General features: G+C 34.4%; 17 protein-coding genes. 4 read left to right on the top strand and 13 right to left on the bottom strand.

All coding sequences use genetic code 11. The features are described 5' to 3' along the window. The first annotated feature begins 288 nt into the window (after window positions 1-288). The 3 genes from AC3WRL_RS02255 (at window position 289) to AC3WRL_RS02265 (ending at window position 2,775) form a co-directional block, all read left to right on the top strand. A complete protein-coding gene (locus AC3WRL_RS02255; RefSeq protein WP_214826320.1) occupies window positions 289-633 on the top strand; it encodes a MerR family transcriptional regulator in 345 nt (114 codons plus the stop codon). A gap of 213 nt (window positions 634-846) precedes the next feature. Then, window positions 847-1,260 (top strand): copper resistance protein NlpE, encoded by a 414-nt coding sequence (locus AC3WRL_RS02260; protein ID WP_261511383.1) that lies wholly within the window; start codon window positions 847-849, stop codon window positions 1,258-1,260. A 225-nt stretch (window positions 1,261-1,485) separates the two neighbouring features. Next, a complete protein-coding gene (locus AC3WRL_RS02265) occupies window positions 1,486-2,775 on the top strand; it encodes a helix-hairpin-helix domain-containing protein (protein ID WP_492329632.1) in 1,290 nt (429 codons plus the stop codon). An 86-nt stretch (window positions 2,776-2,861) separates the two neighbouring features. On the opposite strand, the gene rluF is transcribed toward AC3WRL_RS02265, so the two are convergent. The 6 genes from rluF to AC3WRL_RS02295 form a co-directional block, all read right to left on the bottom strand. Next, window positions 2,862-3,584, bottom strand: a complete 723-nt coding sequence (rluF, locus tag AC3WRL_RS02270) for a 23S rRNA pseudouridine(2604) synthase RluF (RefSeq protein ID WP_214826325.1) — start codon at window positions 3,582-3,584, stop codon at window positions 2,862-2,864. After that, window positions 3,584-4,177, bottom strand: a complete 594-nt coding sequence (locus AC3WRL_RS02275; protein ID WP_492329633.1) for a hypothetical protein — start codon at window positions 4,175-4,177, stop codon at window positions 3,584-3,586. Before AC3WRL_RS02275 ends, rluF begins: the two co-directional genes overlap by 1 nt. Next, complete coding sequence (truB, locus tag AC3WRL_RS02280; protein WP_214826329.1) at window positions 4,174-4,872, bottom strand: tRNA pseudouridine(55) synthase TruB; 699 nt, start codon at window positions 4,870-4,872, stop codon at window positions 4,174-4,176. The genes AC3WRL_RS02275 and truB overlap by 4 nt, the downstream gene beginning before the upstream one ends. A 43-nt stretch (window positions 4,873-4,915) precedes the next feature. Further along, on the bottom strand, window positions 4,916-5,734 hold the full coding sequence (locus AC3WRL_RS02285; RefSeq protein WP_214826331.1) for an undecaprenyl-diphosphate phosphatase: 819 nt from the start codon (window positions 5,732-5,734) through the stop codon (window positions 4,916-4,918). An 80-nt stretch (window positions 5,735-5,814) separates the two neighbouring features. After that, window positions 5,815-6,111: a DUF3098 domain-containing protein gene (locus AC3WRL_RS02290; protein WP_214826333.1), complete on the bottom strand. Its 297-nt coding sequence runs from the start codon at window positions 6,109-6,111 to the stop codon at window positions 5,815-5,817. Window positions 6,112-6,115: 4 nt separating this feature from the next. Further along, window positions 6,116-7,015, bottom strand: a complete 900-nt coding sequence (locus AC3WRL_RS02295; protein ID WP_214826335.1) for a cell division protein FtsX — start codon at window positions 7,013-7,015, stop codon at window positions 6,116-6,118. 91 nt (window positions 7,016-7,106) lie between these two features. On the opposite strand from AC3WRL_RS02295, the gene rsmA reads away from it, so the two are divergent. Next, entirely contained in the window at window positions 7,107-7,877 is a 771-nt protein-coding gene (gene rsmA, locus AC3WRL_RS02300) for a 16S rRNA (adenine(1518)-N(6)/adenine(1519)-N(6))-dimethyltransferase RsmA (RefSeq protein ID WP_214826337.1), read from the top strand. A 76-nt stretch (window positions 7,878-7,953) separates the two neighbouring features. Here the strand turns inward: rsmA and AC3WRL_RS02305 are convergent, their stop codons facing one another. The 7 genes from AC3WRL_RS02305 to rdgB all read right to left on the bottom strand — a co-directional run bounded on the left by AC3WRL_RS02305 (window position 7,954) and on the right by rdgB (window position 19,765). Continuing rightward, window positions 7,954-10,311 (bottom strand): choice-of-anchor L domain-containing protein, encoded by a 2,358-nt coding sequence (locus AC3WRL_RS02305; protein WP_214826339.1) that lies wholly within the window; start codon window positions 10,309-10,311, stop codon window positions 7,954-7,956. 127 nt (window positions 10,312-10,438) lie between these two features. Then, window positions 10,439-14,044, bottom strand: coding sequence for a choice-of-anchor L domain-containing protein (locus AC3WRL_RS02310; protein ID WP_492329634.1), 3,606 nt, complete (start codon window positions 14,042-14,044; stop codon window positions 10,439-10,441). 180 nt (window positions 14,045-14,224) lie between these two features. Continuing rightward, a complete protein-coding gene (locus AC3WRL_RS02315) occupies window positions 14,225-16,609 on the bottom strand; it encodes a choice-of-anchor L domain-containing protein (RefSeq protein WP_214826343.1) in 2,385 nt (794 codons plus the stop codon). A 243-nt stretch (window positions 16,610-16,852) separates the two neighbouring features. Further along, on the bottom strand, window positions 16,853-17,404 hold the full coding sequence (locus tag AC3WRL_RS02320) for a DUF1003 domain-containing protein (protein WP_214826345.1): 552 nt from the start codon (window positions 17,402-17,404) through the stop codon (window positions 16,853-16,855). Window positions 17,405-17,415: 11 nt separating this feature from the next. Then, window positions 17,416-18,183, bottom strand: coding sequence for a TIGR02757 family protein (locus AC3WRL_RS02325; RefSeq protein WP_261511378.1), 768 nt, complete (start codon window positions 18,181-18,183; stop codon window positions 17,416-17,418). 8 nt (window positions 18,184-18,191) lie between these two features. Continuing rightward, a complete protein-coding gene (locus AC3WRL_RS02330; protein WP_214826349.1) occupies window positions 18,192-19,106 on the bottom strand; it encodes a ribonuclease Z in 915 nt (304 codons plus the stop codon). 65 nt (window positions 19,107-19,171) lie between these two features. Next, a complete protein-coding gene (gene rdgB, locus AC3WRL_RS02335) occupies window positions 19,172-19,765 on the bottom strand; it encodes an RdgB/HAM1 family non-canonical purine NTP pyrophosphatase (RefSeq protein ID WP_492329635.1) in 594 nt (197 codons plus the stop codon). Window positions 19,766-19,769 lie beyond the last annotated feature (4 nt).

Here is a 19,769-nt window from a genome sequence, read left to right on the forward strand (position 1 = left end):
ATATGCTTTCTAAATTACTATAAAAATTTAGAATAAACAAAATTCAGAATCACTTAAATTGTCATTTTATTAATCCAAAAGGGAATTATTTATCAAAAATCAAAACAAACAAGGCACTTTACGTCAATTTTGCATTTTCGTTAAATAGATTAAAAAAGATTAAAATCCCTAGTTATTCAGTTACATAAACTAACTGAATAAAAAAAGAGACGATAAACAGCATAATTTGGAGCCTATATTTGTAACAAATTTTAAAAAAAATTATCTTTGATGTTTAGGATTCGTAAAATGAAGATAAATTTACCAGACAAGCTATATTATTCTATAGGAGAAGTTGCCAAAGCATTTGATGTAAACACTTCATTAATACGTTATTGGGAGCAGGAATTCCCTATCATCAAACCTAAAAAAAACAAAAAGGGCAACCGATACTTTACTCCTGAAGACATTAAGAACTTACAGATTATCTATCATCTGGTTAAAGAAAAAGGCTACACTTTAGATGGTGCAAAGATCGCACTTACTACAAACAGCAAAATTTCTGAAACAGTTACTATAATAGATCGCTTAGAATTTGTAAAGGCAGAATTACTAAAGCTAAAAGAATCTTTGGTAGAAAAAGACAGCGAATAAAGACGATCCAACATTGTATCTTTCTTAATCTATAACTCTTTAGTTAAATTCACGCAAAATAACTTACTACAATCTGTTTCAACATTTACAGAGCAGGTTAATTAAGATTTCCCTTTCTTATATCTAAGCATTCTTACTTAGGTATGCTCCACTATTCCCGCTTATTTTTGGCACTATTTTAGCAAATAAGAAGACATCTTTAAAAAACATATTATGAAAAAAATATTTGTAGCAGCACTTTGTGTGTCATTAATTGGATTTACTTCTTGTAGTACAATGAAAAAATCAAAAGAAGATGCTTCAACTTCAAAAACTTCAACCTTTTTTATCGGAACTTACAGTGGAACAATCCCTTTGGGGGACTCTAAACAAAATGTTGAAATTATTTTTAAGAACGATAATACTTTTACATTGGCTGAAACACTTCCTGGCAGCACTGATCCAATGTCGAGTACGGGAACCTGGAAATATGATAAAAATTTGAATAAGATAATTCTGATCTACTTAAATATTGCAGACCGAGTAACCACATTTTCAGTCATTAATGATAAAACAATTCAAATGCATAGTGGTAGCGCATGGACTAAAGAAACCAAAGGAACAGAATATAATTTAGTGCGCCAATAAGTACACTCGATTATCAATTAAATAGAGTCCTCAAAGTAATTTTGAGGATTTTTTTGTCTACTATGATAAGAAGTGTTTACAAGCAACATTAAAATAATTAGGTTTAAATACAATTCTGACTTATTTTTCATTCAAAAAAACGACAAAAACAATTGATTACCTACTCTTAATCAAATTAACCATATTCTATTTTGGTTAGTTCTGGTTTATTAATAAGTTTACTTTATGATGAAAAGAGGCTATTACCAGAAGGTTGCATTTTTAGGTATCTTGCTCTTAATTTTGCTCGCCTTTCAAGAATACATAAGTAGAGAAAAAGAAAATTTTCCTGATGTACAATTTGTTTCGGAAGAGGCATCTCAGATATTATTAGCCGAATTTAATCCTAACGATTTTGATGAGAAGCAATGGCAAAGCTTAGGTTTTTCATCAAAGCAAATATCAACCATATTAAATTATAAAAAAATTGTAGGTGGGAAATTCACGTCTAAGGAGCAATTAAAGAAATGCTATGCCATTTCAGAAGAAAAATTTGCAGAGATCAGTTCCTATATTTTACTTCCCGAAAGCAAAAACAAGGGGGAAACTTTTCATTCTCAATATTCAGAAAGAAAATCGATCTCAGTATCCGGAAAATTCAATCCCGATCACTTATCAGAAAGACAATGGGAAGAAATAGGCTTTAGTGAGAAACAGGCACAAGCAATTTTAAAATACAAAGCTTATTTAGGGGGTAGTTTTGTCAGTAAGGAAAAGTTCAAAGATTGCTTTATCATTACTGATGAAAATTATCAGCAACTATCTCCATATTTAATATTACCGGAAAAGACTCCTGACAACTATAAAAACTCCGTAAGCAACAAAGAGTCTAAGCCTTTAATAAAGCTTCATTCTTTTGATCCCAATACTTTAAATATTGAGGGTTGGCAATCTTTAGGATTTTCACAGAATCAAGCCCGGACAATTGTTAATTATCGAGACAAAAATTTAAAAGGGAATTTTACAAACCTAGATGATATTAAAAAGTGTTTTGTCATTTCCCCAGAAAAGTTTGAGGAATTACGCCCCTATATTAAGATAAATGTTTCACAAAATGTAGAAAGGAAAGCTGAAATTACGCAGCAGAAAACTGACTTTGCAACCATAGATCTGAATTTAATTACCTTTAAGCAGCTTCTGGAATTTGGTCTGGATGAAAAAAGTGCTGGATCTATTATCGGTTTTAGAAAAAAATTAGGCGGTTTTATTAATAAACAACAAATTCTAGATACCTACAATATCGATATTAACCTGGTTCAAAAATTAACATCTACCTGCAAATTAGAGTCCTCTATTATCACAAAATACACATTGGTTGATGCTCCTGAGGAATGGTTAAAGAACCACCCTTATTTTAAGTATTCAGCAGATAAGATCATCTACTATCGGATAAGTGATCCAGATGATAAAAAAATATGGAAGTTGCTTAAACTAAAACCCGAGTATGAGGCAAGGATGAAATTGTACATGAAATAGGTAAAATTCCCGGTACGAGATATAAGTTTACAGTTCCGGATTATTTTTTAGAGGTTTAGTAGTTTATACTTTATAAGATTAAAAAACTAGTCAAAGGTTTTACTGGAATCTTCAAGAAGCATATTCAGCTCTGCTAATTCTTCATCGGTCAAATCTCTCCACTTACCCATTGGAAGATCTAATTTAATATTCATAATACGAATTCTTTTAAGCTTTTTTACTTCATAGCCAAGGTATTCGCACATTCTACGGATCTGTCTGTTGAGACCCTGAGTAAGAATAATCCTGAAAGTCATATCATCCACTTTCTCTACTTCACATTTTTTCGTTACTGTATCTAAGATCGGAACACCATTCCTCATTTTATCCAAAAATCTTGGATTAACAGGCTTATCAACTCTAACAAGGTATTCTTTTTCGTGGTTATTTCTTGCTCTTAAAATCTTATTTACAATATCACCATCATTAGTTAATAGGATTAAACCCTCACTGGGTTTATCTAATCTCCCAATAGGAAAAATTCTTTTGGGGTGATTTATATAATCGACAATATTATTTTTTTCTCTTTTGGCATCAGTTGTACAAACAATACCCACAGGTTTGTTAAAAGCAATATAAACAGGCTTTTCTTCAGACTCTCTGATAGGCTTACCATCAACTTCTACTACATCTTCATCGGAAACTTTTGTTCCTAATTCTGGGATTTTCCCGTTGATCTTTATCCTACCCTCTTCCAATAACTTATCTGCTGCTCTTCTCGAGCAGAAACCAACTTCTGATAAATATTTATTAATACGTGTTTTTTCCATTAATCTTCTCCGTAACCAGTATAATTTTTATTGCTGAAAATTGTTATGCCATAACTCAAACCGATAAAAAAGGCACTTGATTGATCAAATTTAAGATTTTCAAGAACAATTCCTCCTTCCTGGCTTAATCTTTTTGAATATGAGATCTGTTTCCCCAGTTTCAGTCCCCACATTTCGGCGTTTGAAACCACAGAATTATTGATTTGTTTTGCATAATTAACATCTATAAAAAAAGGCTCATCTCCCGGGGCAAAAATAAATTTAGGCTGAATAACCCAATACAATAAATGAAAATTACTATCAATAAAACTATACTTTAGTCCAGTTCCAAGTGCAAAATTAGGAAGAAAATTGTATCCTCCAACTACGGTCATTCCGTAAGTAATTTTGTTTGGCACATAAGGAGCTATGTTTTGCTGATAATAAGGAGAGTCTGAATTCTGATTATCCTTGATACTATTTCCCAGATTATAACCGAGATTAAGAGAAGGATTAATATAAAAATCCATTTTTGGTTTTTTACCTTCTGTATTTTGGGAATATGCTAGAGATATTGAAAACAAGCTTATAAACAAAGAGAGAGCTTTTTTCATATAGTTTCAAATTTATAATCGTTTTCTAAAAACTGATCAGTAGCATCTTCAATTTTATACTCCCCTATTTTTGTTCTCCTCAGCTGCGTTAGATAAGCACCTACATTTAACTCCTGTCCAATATCGTGTGCCAGGCTTCTGATATAAGTTCCTTTTGAACAGCCTACCGTAAAACTCACTAAAGGAAGATTGATTTCAATATTCTCAATATAAAAAACGGTTGTCTTTCTGGACTTCATTTCTACTTCCTCACCTGCCCTGGCCAGATTATAAGCTCTTTTACCATCAATTTTTATTGCTGAGAAAACAGGAGGCTTCTGATCGATCTCACCAATAAATTTTTGTAAAGCCTCTTTTATCTGCTCTTCAGAAATATTTGAAATATCCTGGTGAAGGATTTCAGGTTTTTCGGTGTCATAAGATTCTGTTTGAACTCCTATTTTGATCTCTGTCCAATATTCTTTAGGAGCATCCTGTATTTCAGGAATCCTCTTTGTAAATTTCCCAGTACATACGATAAGCAAACCGGTTGCCCTTGGATCTAAGGTCCCGGCATGTCCTATTTTAAATTTTTTGGGAAGGTTAAACTCACTTTTGAGTTTATATTTCATTTTATTTACCGCTTGAAAAGAAGTCCAATCCAATGGTTTATCAAGTAAAAATATATGGCCTTCTAATACGTTTTCAGCAGTCATAAATTAGTGATGAATGATAAATAAATCAATAAAGGAATAAGTTTTATTTAAAAAAGTAAAAATAAATAAGCAAAGCTACTCCAACAAAGATACGATACCATCCCCAAGGTTTGAAACCATACTTATTGAGTACTCCGATAAATGCCTTTATAGCAATTAATGCTACAATAAATGCTACCACGTTCCCAACTATGAAAATAGTAAGATGATCCTGTGATGATAAAATCATCTCATATCCTTTTTGAGGATGAGGGGTTTCTTTTCCCCATGTTTTAACAAAAACAGAATATACAGTAACAGCTAACATGGTAGGAACAGCTAAGAAAAAAGAAAATTCAGCCGCTGCTTTTCGGGTTAATCCCTGTGTCATTCCTCCAATGATGGAAGCAGCACTCCTACTGGTTCCAGGCATCATTGCCAGACACTGCCAAAAACCTATTGTTACAGCTTTTTTTATTGTTATCCCTTTTTCGTCATCAATAACCGGATTTTTAAACCATGTATCAGCAAATAAAAGTACAACTCCACCTAAAACAAGGACAGACGAAATGGCAATCTGATTACCAAGAATAGCTTCTATTTTATCATCAAAAAGATATCCTAAAACTAAAGCTGGTACTACAGCAAATGCCAGTTTATAGTAAAATTTAATATTATTAAAATCAAAGAATTTTTTCCAGTAAGCAACTACAACAGATAAAATAGCACCAAACTGAATAGAGACCTGAAACATCTTTAAAAATTCATCCTCTTTCAAACCCATTAAATTGGCTGTAAAGCCCATGTGTGCAGTAGAAGAAATTGGAAGATACTCCGTAAGACCTTCTATAATGGCAATAATAATTGCTTTGAATAAATCCATATCTATAAAATTAAAAGATTAAGAGATTTTGAAATTCAGAAAAATCTAAACTTCTCAACTTCTTAATCTTTAATAAAAAATTATTTTCTTTTTAAAATCGCATATACTTCGATAGCGAAACCTATGACTACGAACAATGGAGCTATTCTGATTCTTCGAATAGAGAAAATACCATCATTCCAGGAATTAGGATCATATTTCCCATCGACAGTGTTAGCATCTGCACCCATCATCAACAGAAAACCAACTACAATAAATGCTAATCCTATTAACATCCATTTAAAGTTTTGTTGCCCGAAGTAAAAAGTGTTTTCCTGTGGAGCTTTGGTATCAGTACCAAATTCTGCTGCGGAAAATTTATTTGTTTTTTTGCTCATTTTTTTAAGAGTAATATAAGTCGTCAACGTTTGTTCTTAAGAATCTCCAAGTAGCCACAATAGTACTTAAAACGGTAATAAAAATTCCCACTCCGAATACAAGTAGAACCAACCAGAAATATTGATTATTATCCTGTACAAAAGCGGACCCGATCTGACTCGTAAAGTAATACCATACCCCAAATAATGCAAGAAGGCCAATAACAGATCCTATACATCCTAAAATCAGGGCTTCAATAATAAAAGGTTTGAGGATAAATCTTCTTTTTGCTCCTACAAGCTGCATTGTTTTAATAATGAATCTTTTCGAAAATATCTTCAGACGAATTGAGTTGTTAATTAAAACGACCGCTAAAACAAGGAATAAGATCGAAAACCCTAAGATCCATTTTAAAATCCGGTTCAAATTATTGTAAACATCGACCATCAAGGTACTGTTATTTTTCACATCTATAATACCCGGAACAGATTTTAGTGTTTTTATTGCCGCATCAATTTTAGCAGGATCTACATATTCAGGTTTTAAGGCTACTTCGATAGATGAGGGGAAGATATTGTCTTCAAATAGTGCATCACTATCTATTCCCATACTCGCTTTCGCCTCTTTGGCTGCCATCTCTCTTGAAATATAAGTTGCTCTCTTTACAGGAGCTAAGGTCTGTACTTTTTTAAAAGTTTCTTCTTCGAGTTTTGCAATCTTTACAGAATCTTTAGCATCATAATTTTCGTCAAAGTACGCATTCACAACTAATTGCTCCTTGATATAGTCAGAATATTTCTGGGCATTAATTAAGATCAATCCCATTAACCCTAATAAAAATAACACTAAGGCAATACTTATTACTACTGTAATATTGCTAGACCTAAGTCTTTTCTTATTAAATTCATCTACAGATTTCGCCATTAATATTAAATTTTTTGGCTAAAATAGAAAAAATCTTCCGAAATTTGGGACGAAAAGGAGAAAATCATTGTTAACGAAATCATAAAAAACTTTGAGTGTAAAAGCAAAAAAACATCTTGGTCAACACTTTTTGACAGATGAAAATATCGCGAGAAAAATTGTAGAGGGCCTAAGCTTTGAAAATTACAATAATATCATGGAAGTGGGACCAGGAATGGGAGTCCTCACAAAATATCTTTTAGAAAAAGATCAATATATTTATCTGGCAGAAATAGATAATGAATCTATAGAATATCTCAAAAAGCACTATTCTAAAATTACAGAGAAAAACTTTGTAGGAGACTTTCTAAAACAGGATTTCGCCTCTATAAACAATGAGCAAATTGCTATTATTGGAAATTTCCCTTATAATATATCTTCACAGATTTTATTTAAAATAATAGATCATTACGAACTGGTACCAGAAATGGTAGGGATGTTCCAAAAGGAAGTTGCTGAAAGGACTGCAGCGGTTCCCAGAACAAAAGATTATGGAATTTTATCGGTACTTATTCAGGCCTATTACGATGTCTCTTATCTGTTCACGGTTCATGAAAATGTTTTTAACCCACCTCCAAAAGTGAAATCCGGAGTTATCAAATTGACCCGAAATCCCAAGGAAGGATTAGCTGGTAACGAAGTTCTTTTTAAGCAGATCGTAAAAGCGGGATTCAACCAAAGGAGAAAGAAATTATCTAATTCACTTAAAATACTGAATATTCCTGAAGTATTAAAAACTCATGAATTTTTAGACAAAAGAGCTGAAGAACTTAGCATTCATGATTTTATAGCTTTCACCAAGCAATGGAAAGAGAATCTATAACTGAAAAAGATAAGAATATAAAAAGCCTTTCAAAATCTGAAAGGCTTTTTTATGAATTATATGATTGATAATCTATTTATTCTCTGTTTTTAAGCATGATCCAACCCGACCAGTTCATCTGAGCTTTTGATTTAGGATATTGGAAGTTGAACTTGTACCAATATGTAGCAGTCGATAATCTCTTACCTCCTACTGTTCCATCCCAGACTGGATTCTGTTTGGTGAACCTGAACATTTCAACACCATATCTATCATAAATAGATCCTGTGAAATTATCAAAATCACCGAGCGATTTAAGATCAAGAACATCATTGATTCCATCCTGATTAGGAGTAATAACATTCGATATCTTTAATGTAAAGAAGTCAAGGGTTCCTACACAATGTGTTCCTTGTATTCTTACCTGTAGATTATACGTTGTATTATCTATTAAACCAGGAAATACATTAGAGGTCTGCCATGAAACTCCACCATCAGCAGAATACTCCAGTACTCCAGGATTATTGTTAATTGATGGATTTACAGCAGTAATTGTTAATGTATTGCTATTATTATAATCTAATCCTGTAATAAAAGGTAATGTAGCTGCCATTACTTTAGACGTAAACACCTTTGTACAGTATCCGTTATCGATCGTTACAGAATAGATTCCTAATTGATCTACAAAAATAGTCTGTGTAGTTGCACCTGTACTCCATAAGTATTTATAATTAGGACCGGCTCCTGCATCTAATGTCACTCTGTCCCCAATACACATTTCAACATCCTTTAAAGGAGAAACAATTTCTGGTACTACCTCTACAGTAACTGTTGCAGGTTGCAAAGATTTACATCCTTTTGCACCGACTGCATATACTGTAAATGTTGTTGTATTGTATAAAGTTACCGTTTGAGTGTTACCAGTACCTGTAAAATTACTCCATTGATAGGTTACCCCACCAGTCGCAGTAAGATTTACAGAATCACCTGGACATATTTTTAATTTTGTAGAAACAACATGCGCAGTAGGAGAAGCTTCTTTAAATAGTTTAAGTTCAACCATTCTACTGCAGAAGCCCCCATTAGAAACGACTACATAAAGTATCTGACCATCATTTCCATTATAGCTTAATGGAGTAGTAATATAATTGTCGTTTTGAGCTATAGCATCAGCCTGATTTTCATAAAAATGAAATACCGCATTTGGTGTTGTACTCATTGTTGGCATTGCAGCAACCAGATCAAATGTTGTAATATCAGGAGTAGTACAGAGTAATAATGTAGCATCATTTGCATTAGGAGTTGTTCCACCATGAATTTGGATAGATGCCTTACCCGGACATGGATTCCCCGGGACACTTACTTCAATAGTATATGTTCCAGGTTGAATAGCCGTGATCGTGTTAGTAGTTGCACCTGTAACAGGTGTTCCGTTAAAAAACCATTGATATAATAAATTAGGATCACTCACAGACGCTGTGATCACTTGTGGTACGTTGTCACAAACATTAATATCCGATGGTAAAGTAGCTCCCGAAGGATCTAACAAATCTACACCAATATTAAAAGATCCTCCTTCTAAGAATACCGCTGAGTCAAAAGAAGTATCTCCAGCATCTGCAATTACCATCTTAAAATGATATTGCTGACCAGCAACTACGGTTGCTGTTGCAGTAAGGGGAATTGTTCTCCCATTAATGTTTGTATCACTAATGGGCGGATTATAACCTGCAAAAAATGTTTCGTTTATAGCAGGACATCCTCCAAAACCTGTAATTTCGGGGTGAATATTTGTAATACTTACAGGACCTCCTCCACTAGGCAATACTGCCATGTTAGTGTAAGGTCCACCCGTAGATGGTCTGATTAGTAAAGCAAATGAATCCGCGAATCCACATGGATAGCTACCTGTATATTCTTCAGAAGCCATTAAATAATTAAATTTAACCTGAGATGACGTAGGAACGAAATCAAATTCCAAGATTACGGCATCAAATAGTGGTTTACTTGGATTTGTTGCTGCTACTAGATCAGGATCACTACCCGTCCCGACCACATCACTAAGCCCTGTGTCCGGTGTATTCCCTGTACGATTAGCCTTTCCTGTGACTAATACAATTCCATCTTTAAAAGGAAAGCTACTTGTGGATCTATGAAAATATCCCCAAGCCCTATCCACGTCGCTAGCTGGTAAATTAGGAGTTACTACAACATTTGTCACACTCGGTGTAACACATGAATTAGTTCCTGATGATATTAACACATCCCTCACTAATTGATCCATTGTAAAATTCGACTCATTATACCCAGGAGCATTTACATCAATAAGAGTACCTGCTTTGGCTGCCGAAGCCGAAAGTTTTTTTACTTGGGGCTTTCTGGCTGGTGTAGTTTGTGAATGATAAAAATTCAATGAGATTAAAAAAAAAGAAAACAATAGGAGATATCTCTTCATAATATTTTTGTTTCAACAAATTTAATTTTTTTTTAAACATACCACATACATATTTAACATTATTATGTTAAAAAAGTAAAGTCTTCCGTTTATGGAAGACTTTACTTTTATCGCATATTTTTGAATATTAATTCCTATTTTTCAATAATATCCAACCTGTTCGTAATTCTAACTTTTTGCTTGCAGGATTCTCCCATTGCACTCTATACCAATAGGTAGCAGTAGGTAGATTAAGTCCTTTTACATTTCCTCTCCAGACAGGTTCAAGCTTTGTAGCTTTAAAGAGTTCCTGTCCATATCTATTAAAAATAGAAGCTGCAAAATTATTATAACTACTTATTCCAGAGAAATCAATGGTATCATTTAACCCATCAGAATTAGGAGTAATTGCATTATTGATTACAAAAGTGTAATAACTTAAAGTTGTACTACATTTGGCATCTTTTACTCTTACCACTAAATTATAATTGTTGTTATTTAAAACATTATAAAATATATTGGAATTTTGCCAGGTAACTCCTCCATCGATAGAATATTCTAAAATACCCCCTGTAGGATTCGTTGCACTTAGCGTAAGAACATGATTTTCAAAGACAATATTGGTAAACTGAGGCAAATTAGGATTCAATAATTGAGCTGTAAAAGCTTTCGTACAGGTTCCGTTACTAATTGTCACTGTATAAGTCCCGGTGACATTTGTTGAAATAGTTTGGGTTGTTGCGCCATTACTCCAGATATAAGTGTAATTAGGACCGCTTCCGGCATCTAAAACTCCAGTTTCACCTACACACACATACACATCTTCTAAAGTAGAAGTAATAGCAGGAACTACTTCAATGGTTACTTTAGCCGGATTAACAGAAGTACATCCGTTTCCTCCCAATGCATACACCGAATAGGTGGTGGTAACAGTTGGGGAAACAACTTGTGTATTTCCATTACCCGTTAATCCTACCCAATTGTATGTAATACCTCCGGAAGCAGTTAAAGTGACTGATTCACCAACACATATTTTTAGTTTTGAAGCAGAAACTGTTGCTACAGGAGGCCCCACTACAACCGTAACAGTTGCTGGATTTGTTGAAATACATCCATTTGCTCCTACTGCGAAAACAGTATAAGTAGTTGTTAGTGCTGGAGAGACAACCTGCGTACTACCGTTACCAGTTAATCCAACCCAATTATAAGTTACTCCTCCACTTGCAGTTAAAGTAACTGATTCTCCTAAACAAATTTGTGCATGAGAAGAGATTACCGTGGCAACGGGAGGTGTTTTATCTTCTATTACGGTAACATTTGCTGTATAGGTACAGCTTAAATTTCCTGGCTGTGTGGTATTTTGTACTGTTAGAGTATAAACTCCACCAGCATTCACAACAGGAGTTAACGTATTAGCTCCCGAAACGATAGTACCTCCGGTAGTGGTCCATAATATTGAAGAACCAGCAGGAATTATTGAAGCTGAAGCGTTTAATGTTAATTGTGGCGTTGTACAAGTAATACTTTGTGGTGCTGCAATTGTTAGAGTAGTTTCTGCTGTTTTTAGCAATTGCAGTGTAACAACATAGCTACAACCACCGTTTCTCACTAAAACATATACAGTCTGATTTCCTGGACTTGAATAAGTGGCAGGCGTTGCAATTGTATTTCCATTTCCAGCATTGGCATCTGCCAAAAGTACATAATAAGCAAATGTAGCTGTTGCCACACTAGTTATTTGTGGTTGAGCAGAGGTCAGATCATAGGTTATATTACCAGCCTGATAACATTTTAATAATGTGGCATTTTGAACCGTAATAGGTTGGGAAACTTCAATTGTTATTGTTGCTGCAGTTTGAGAAACACAGCCATTTGCTCCTACTGCTGTTACCGTATAAGTTGTGGTAGCTGCAGGTGTAACGGTTTGTGTATTTCCCGTTCCAGGTAGTCCAACCCAATTATAAGTAGCACCTCCAGAAGCTGTTAATGTAACTGTTTCTCCAGCACAGATCAATACTTTTGTCGCTACCACCGTTGTTGTAGGTGGTGCACTGTCTCCTACCACGGTAACATTAGCAGTAGCCGTACAGGTTATATTTCCTGGCTGATAGGTATTAGAAATTGTTAGTGTATAAGTTCCTGCAGTGTTTACTACAGGAGTTAATGTATTCCCTCCGGAAACTATATTTCCACCAGTCGTAGTCCAGTTGAATGTAGATCCAGGTGGATATACTGATGTTGAAGCATTCAGTGTTATTTGTGAGTTAGCGCATGTTAAGGCTGTTGGCGGTGCTATAGTCCCTGTCATCTGTGGTGCTTTGATCAATTGCAGCTGGGCTACTTTTGAACAAAAACCACTTTTCACCAAAACATATACTGTTTGTCCTCCGGGGCTAGAATACGCAGTCGGTGTAGCAATAGTATTAGCATTTCCGGCGTTAGCATCAGCTAAACTTGCATAATAAGAAAAAGTAGCTCCTGGTGTTCCACTGATCGATGCTTGCGCAGCCGGCAAATTAAAAATTGCGTTTCCTTGAGCATAACAAGCTGTTAATGTTGAATTCTGAACTGTAGGAGAAGTTCCACCAACAATAGTAACAGTAGCTATTCCGGGGCACGTATTTCCAGCAAGCAGAACATGAAGAGTGTAAACTCCTGGTTGTGTTGCTGTATAAGTAGCACTTGTTGCTCCGGGAATAGGAGCATTATTTAAAAACCACTGATAAGAAGCGGTTGAATTCTGAACTGAAGCAGTAAGTACTTGTGGTGTATTATCACAAACATTAATAGATGGTGGAAGTGCTACCCCTGCAGGTCCCAAAATCTGAACTCCTATATCAAAAGATCCGGCTTCTAAAAAAACTGCAGAATCAAAATTAACATCCTGGAAATCCGCTAAAACCATTTTAAAATGATAAGTCTGGCCAGGAATCACAGTTCCTTTTGCAATTAATGGAACAGTTCGTCCATCGAAATTGGTTTCAATTTGTGGGTTATTCATTCCTGCAAAATATTGCTGATTGACAGGACCGCAACCTGGAAAAGTGCTGCTAGGAGGAATTAATGGATGTATATTTGTAACACTTACAGGTCCGGCGCCATTAGGAAGCACTGCCAGATTGGTATAATTTGGATCACCTACTTTCTTTAATAATAAGGCAAAACCATCTGAAATACTACATGCAAATTGGTTCTGACTATTATATTCTTTAGAGGCAAATATATATCTAAATGAAACCTCTGTAGAGCTTGGAACAAAATCAAACTCTATAAAAGTTGCATCTTTTAAATTAGAATTATTGACACCAATGGCATTTGCTAAATCGCTATCTCCACCTGATGGTAAGCCATCACTTAAAGTACCCTGAAAATTATTCCCGGCCTTTCTTGCAAATCCTGTTACAAGGACAATTCCTTTTGCAAAAGGAAAGTTGGTAGTTGCCTTATTAAAATAACCCCAACTTCTATTCTGATCACTTATTGCTAAATTAGGAGATACGGAAACATTACTTACATTTGCTGTGGTACATGTAGAACCTCCTGTTATCAAGACATCCTTAACCAATTGAGTAATGTTATAGTTCGATTCTGGATATCCGGGCGCATTTACATCAATAAATACTCCGGCTTTCATACTTTCAGCTCTAGGTGGTTTCGATGGAACAACCTTCCCTCTGCTTTGAGAGAAAACCAGAGTACCTACAAGAACTAAAAATAAAGCCAAAAATAAACTTCCTGTCCTCCTATTTAACATTTTATATTGTTTTCAACAAAAATACTATTTTTTTTGATTGAAATTCATATCAAAGCAAATTGTATTATTAATAATATAAACTTATTTATATTAAACTATCCATTTAAATTTAATTAAAAAACAAAAAAAGACTAACGATACGTTAGTCTTTTTATAAGTATGATTAATACATTATTCAAATTATTCAAAGTTCTTCAATAATATCCAACCAGTTTTTACCGCTTTTTCTTTACTTGCAGGATCTTCAAAAGTTACCTGATACCAATATGATGATGAAGGTAAACGTTTGCCCTGGAAATAACCGTCCCAATAAGGTCTTACTTTTTCAGCTTTATAAACCTCACGTCCATAACGGTCGAATATACTTGCTGTAAAATCTTTATACTCGTTAATTCCTCTAAAGTCAATAATATCATTTACATTATCTCCATTAGGTGTAATTACATTTTTCATTATAAAAGTAAAATATTCCAGGTATCCTACGCAACTTGTATTTTTCACTCGAACCCTGATTGCTATAACTTTATTTTTAGGAACATTATTGAATACATTAGAAGGCTGCCATGTTAATCCGTTATCAACAGAATACTCCAGTGGTCCGTTACTTGGATTACTAGCAGTAATAACCATAGTTCCACTAGCATTGTAATCTACCTTAATCACAACTGGAGGAATAGCCTGAATTACTTCTGTAGTAAATATCTTAGAACAAACACCATTGTCGATCGTTACGGTATAGGTACCCGGTGTAGCTGCAGTAATGGTTTGAGTAGTTGCACCTGTATTCCAGGAATAAGTATAATTAGGTCCTGATCCTGCATCTAAGGTAATTTGGTCACCAGTACAAATCATTCCCCCCTTAAGAGAAGAAACAATAGCTGGAACCACTTCTACCGTTACAGTAGCAGGCAGCAATGATTTACATCCTTGTGCTCCGATAGCATATACTGTGTACGTTGTTGTTTGAGTAGGGCTTACGGTTCTTACTGCTCCAGTCGTTGACGCATCACTCCATAAATAGGTAACACCACCGGAAGCTGTAAGTATAGCAGATTCACCTGAACAGATTTTCATTTTTGAAGAAACGACCTGAGCGATCGGAGTAGCTTCTTTTTTAAGGGTTAGCTTAATCATTTTGCTACAAAATGCTCCATTGGAAACCACTACGTATAAAATCTGACCATCTGTACCATCATAACTAGATAAATTAGTGATAAAGCTATTATTCTGAGCAACAGCATCTGCCTGATTTACATAGAAATGAAATACAGCACCTGTCGTTGTGCTAATTAATGGGGTTGCTGTATTTAGATCAAAATTAAGTGCATTTGGAGTCGTGCAAATCTTCAATATAGCATCATGTGCTGTTGGTGTCGTTCCCCCTATAATTGTTATTGTTGCTGATCCCGGACACTGATTTCCAGGTACAGAAACTTTTACTTCATATACACCAGGCTGTGTTGCAATATACTGGACATTTGTAGCTCCCGGAATAGGAGCCCCATCTTTAAACCACTGGAAAGTCATTCCCGGTACAGCGCTTACTTGCGCTTTTAATATCTGTGGTGTATTATCACACATATGGATGGTATCTGGTAAAATAGCACCCGTTCCATCTACAATTTTTATTCCTATATCGAAAGATCCTCCTTCCAAAAAAACAGCTGAATCTAAACTCTGATCATTATAATCTGATAAAACCATTTTAAAATGATAAGCAACACCGGGAGTAACATCTGCAATCGCTGTTAAAGGAATTGTTCTTCCATTATAATTCGTCTCTATATTAGCTGTATTATATCCTGCAAAATATGCTTCATTAAGAGCCCCACAAGTTAAAGGATCTCCGTTATCTTCATTTGCAGGACGTATATTGGTAACACTTACTGCACCTGCCGTTCCAGGAAGAATCGCTACGTTGACATAAGGTCCTCCGGCTACAGGTTTTATAAGCAATGCAAAGGCATCTGAGTAATTACATGGATACCCTCCGGAATATTCTTCAGATGCAAACAAATAATTAAATTTAACCTGATTAGAATTAGGAACAAAATCGAACTCTAAAGCAACTGCATCACGCTGACTACCTTGGCTAGTACCAGTAGCCGCAGCAAGGTCAGGATCACCTTGTGATGAAATTGTCCCAGACAAACTTCCTCCGGTATACAAGGTATTTCCCGCCTCTCTTGCATATCCTGTCGTTAAAACGATTCCATCTGTAAAAGGGAAACTGGTTGTTCCTTTATGAAAGTACCCCCAAAATCTGTCATTATTCCCAACATCATGATTAGGGCTAACTGTTACATTCGTTACATTAGGTGTTGAGCAATTCGTCCCTCCATTAATAAGGATGTCTTTAACAAGCTGTGCCGGAGTAAAAGCAGAAGGAGCATAGGAAGCTACATTTACATCAATAAATGCTCCAGTTTTCATACTTGCTGCCGTAAACTTCTCCTTTTTCACTTTCCGCTGAGGCATTTTCTTCGTATTCTGAGAAAATAAAAATAGGGGAGCTAATAGTAATATTAAAAAGAAAAAGTAGTTTTTCAATCTATAATTTAACATTTTGGTATTGTTTGTCCAAAAATAATAAAAATAAAGATATGATGTTCGTTTTTTATGAATCAAAACAGTATTAGATAAAATAAATACTATTTTAATATTTCACCATAATTAAACAATTAGTTGGGCAGTTTTTAGCAATAAAAAATTTAATATTTAGCTTAAAATTAGAAAAAAGCTATATTAAAAAATGATTAAGAAATCCTTATTGAACTAAAAAAAGTGATTTTTGATCAATTTCATTTATCATTCTTTCTTTAAATTATTTATTTCATTTTGAAGAAGGAGAATTTGATCTTTTAAAGCTTTGATCTCATTTTTATTCGAGTTCACACTGCTTTTTAATATCACTTTTTTTGCCCTTTCATTATGATCCTCATCATCTTCATCTTCATTAATCTCTTCTATATCTTCCTGAATATCTTCAATATCTTCATTAATCTCTTCTATATCTTCACTGATTTCCTCTATATCCTCACTGATTTCTTCAATGTCTTCGCTAATCTCTTCGATATCTTCCTGAATGTCTTCTATATCTTCCTGAATATCTTCAATTTTTTCGTGACTTCTATTAACAGACATCTGAATAAATATAGCAAGATAAATTGCCTCCAGAGATACCACTGTGGTTAGAATCAAAAGCATTTTATCGAACTCTACAATATGTAGTAACGGGAGGAGAAATGAAATTATAAAAAATAGGGTATGAACAATGAGTGACGGGATAGAACCAATCCACCAGGTAATACCAGTAGCAATCTTTTCCAGAATTTCTGTTTTTTCGGTCTGCGTTTTCATCACTTTTAATTTTATAAAAATTCTTTACTAACTCCTAATCCAAACAAAGCAAAATCATATTTTGCCGGGTCTTTATCGTCAAATTGCCTTATCACTTTATCTAACTCTTCTACCGTTTTCCAATCATTCTGAGTTCTTGTAATTAACCCCAATTTTCTGGAAATATTCCCTGTATGAACATCTAATGGAATAGATAAATGTTTCTGATCTATATTCTCCCAAATTCCAAAATCGACACTTCGTTTGTCTTTTCTTACCATCCAGCGCAAGAACATGATAATTCTTTTTGAAGATGAATTTTTATAGGGTGAACTTACATGTTTGTGACTTCTATGCTTTCCGGTTTCTAAAAAAGAAACCCTGAATCTCTCAATAGCGTGTAAAAAATTAGTTTCAGCATCTTCAATCTTAAATAAGCTTTCTAAACTTTCATTCTCCTTATAGATTTTATTGAACTGCTTAATGAAATAAGTAAAATCCTCACCATTAAAAGTTCTGTGGATACTTTTATCTTGAATTGAATGCAGATCTTTTTCTGAAAAATTCATTACAAAATCATAAGGAGAATTTCCCATAATATCTAACATCTTTTCAGCAGATTTAATAATGGCTTTTCTATTTCCCCATGATATTGTTGCTGATAAAAAACCAGCAATTTCAATATCCTGTTTTAAAGAAAAACGATGCGGAATCTGTATGGGATCATATTCAATAAAATCATAATTATTATATTGATCAGATTTCTCATTTAAAAAATCTTTTAATTCATCAAATTTCATAACTCCACTTAGATTTTCACACTTTCCAGTGCTTTTGGTAAAAAAGTATTAGGAAAAACATTTCTGGCTTCATCAGTAAATACGGTAAGGTCTCCATATCTATTGGAAAAATGTCCCAAAATTAATTTCCCCACTTCTGCTTTTTGCGCTATTGTAGCGGCTTCCAAAGCTGTCGCATGTCCTGTATAATCGGCCATTTCTTTTAGATCATGTAAGAATGTTGATTCATGATACAAAACCGTTACATTTTTAATAATAGGAATAACACTTTCAAGATACCGGGTATCACTACAGAAGGCATAGGAAACTGACGGTATAGGATCAACGGTTAAGATCTCATTTTTCAGAACATATCCATCACTAAGTACAAAATCTTTTCCTGCTTTAATATGATGATAATCACAAACCTCAATCTCGTCATATTTGGCAATCTCCTTCATATTGATATGTCTGTCTTTTGGTTTTTCTTTAAAAAGATAGCCATTACAATAAATCCTGTGGTCTAAAGGAATAGTATAAACTTCTACCCTATTGTCCTCATAAATTTTTTCAGAATAATCTTTATCCAGCTCATGATAAACAATCTCAAATCCCCGATGCGTTTCAGTGATTGTAAAAATAGTCTCTAGCATCTTCTTAATTCCTTTCGGACCATATACATGTAAAGGAGTATCACGTCCCAATAACCGAAAGGATGCAATAAGGCCGGGAAGTCCAAAGCAGTGGTCCCCATGAAGGTGGGAAATAAAAATATGATTAATTTTCGAAAATCTTGCTTTTGCTTTTCTTAGCTGTACCTGGGTTCCTTCTCCACAATCAATAAGAAAATGTCGTTCTTCCATTTCTAACAATTGCGCTGTCGGAGAAGTATTAATTGTAGGAATCGCTGAGTTAAAACCTAATATCGTTAAATAAGTACTCAAATCAATAGTTTATTATAACAAATGTACAACAGAAATTTTGGATATACTTACATCCTAAATTATTATTACTGTCCATCTACAATTTTTAAATTGTTCAAAAACAGATCTAAAGCCTGCTTACGGTGGCTAATTTCATTTTTATCTTCCGGGTTCATTTCTGCAAATGTTCTGTCATACCCTTGTGGCACAAAAATCGGATCATATCCAAAACCTTTAAAACCTTTATTCTCTGTTAATAAATTTCCATAAGCTCTGCCTTCAAAATACTGAGCTCCCTGTTCATCATAATAGCATAAAACAGTAATAAAGTAGGCTTTCCGGTTTTCAACACCTTCCATCTCACTTAATACCTTTTCAATATTTTTACCGAAGTCATGATCCCCGGCATAGCGGGCTGAAAAAATACCCGGCCTGCCATCCAACGCTTCAACAACCAATCCGCTATCATCGCCTAAACTTGGAATCCCGGTTTTCTCGAAACAGTATTTTGCTTTTATTAAAGCATTAGCATTAAAAGAATCTCCATCCTCTACGATCTCTTCGTGAATATCATAATCCGTGAGACTCTTAACAAGATAATCAGCTCCTAATATTTGCTGGATCTCTTCTTTTTTATGTTGATTGTGTGTTGCAACTAATAATTCCATATCCTTTTTCATTTTT

This window comes from Chryseobacterium sp. FW101-FHT12H09 (assembly GCF_058790395.1).

Bases quoted from the DNA above. Each gene is read 5' to 3' on its own strand.
- AC3WRL_RS02290 (WP_214826333.1), bottom strand. From the start codon at position 6,111: ATGAGCAAAAAAACAAATAAATTTTCCGCAGCAGAATTTGGTACTGAT.
- AC3WRL_RS02275 (WP_492329633.1), bottom strand. From the start codon at position 4,177: ATGAAAAAAGCTCTCTCTTTGTTTATAAGCTTGTTTTCAATATCTCTA.
- AC3WRL_RS02305 (WP_214826339.1), bottom strand. From the start codon at position 10,311: ATGAAGAGATATCTCCTATTGTTTTCTTTTTTTTTAATCTCATTGAAT.
- truB (WP_214826329.1), bottom strand. From the start codon at position 4,872: ATGACTGCTGAAAACGTATTAGAAGGCCATATATTTTTACTTGATAAA.
- AC3WRL_RS02285 (WP_214826331.1), bottom strand. From the start codon at position 5,734: ATGGATTTATTCAAAGCAATTATTATTGCCATTATAGAAGGTCTTACG.
- AC3WRL_RS02260 (WP_261511383.1), top strand. From the start codon at position 847: ATGAAAAAAATATTTGTAGCAGCACTTTGTGTGTCATTAATTGGATTT.
- AC3WRL_RS02320 (WP_214826345.1), bottom strand. From the start codon at position 17,404: ATGAAAACGCAGACCGAAAAAACAGAAATTCTGGAAAAGATTGCTACT.
- rluF (WP_214826325.1), bottom strand. From the start codon at position 3,584: ATGGAAAAAACACGTATTAATAAATATTTATCAGAAGTTGGTTTCTGC.
- AC3WRL_RS02255 (WP_214826320.1), top strand. From the start codon at position 289: ATGAAGATAAATTTACCAGACAAGCTATATTATTCTATAGGAGAAGTT.
- AC3WRL_RS02315 (WP_214826343.1), bottom strand. From the start codon at position 16,609: ATGTTAAATTATAGATTGAAAAACTACTTTTTCTTTTTAATATTACTA.
- AC3WRL_RS02295 (WP_214826335.1), bottom strand. From the start codon at position 7,015: ATGGCGAAATCTGTAGATGAATTTAATAAGAAAAGACTTAGGTCTAGC.
- AC3WRL_RS02325 (WP_261511378.1), bottom strand. From the start codon at position 18,183: ATGAAATTTGATGAATTAAAAGATTTTTTAAATGAGAAATCTGATCAA.
- rdgB (WP_492329635.1), bottom strand. From the start codon at position 19,765: ATGAAAAAGGATATGGAATTATTAGTTGCAACACACAATCAACATAAA.
- AC3WRL_RS02265 (WP_492329632.1), top strand. From the start codon at position 1,486: ATGATGAAAAGAGGCTATTACCAGAAGGTTGCATTTTTAGGTATCTTG.
- AC3WRL_RS02310 (WP_492329634.1), bottom strand. From the start codon at position 14,044: ATGTTAAATAGGAGGACAGGAAGTTTATTTTTGGCTTTATTTTTAGTT.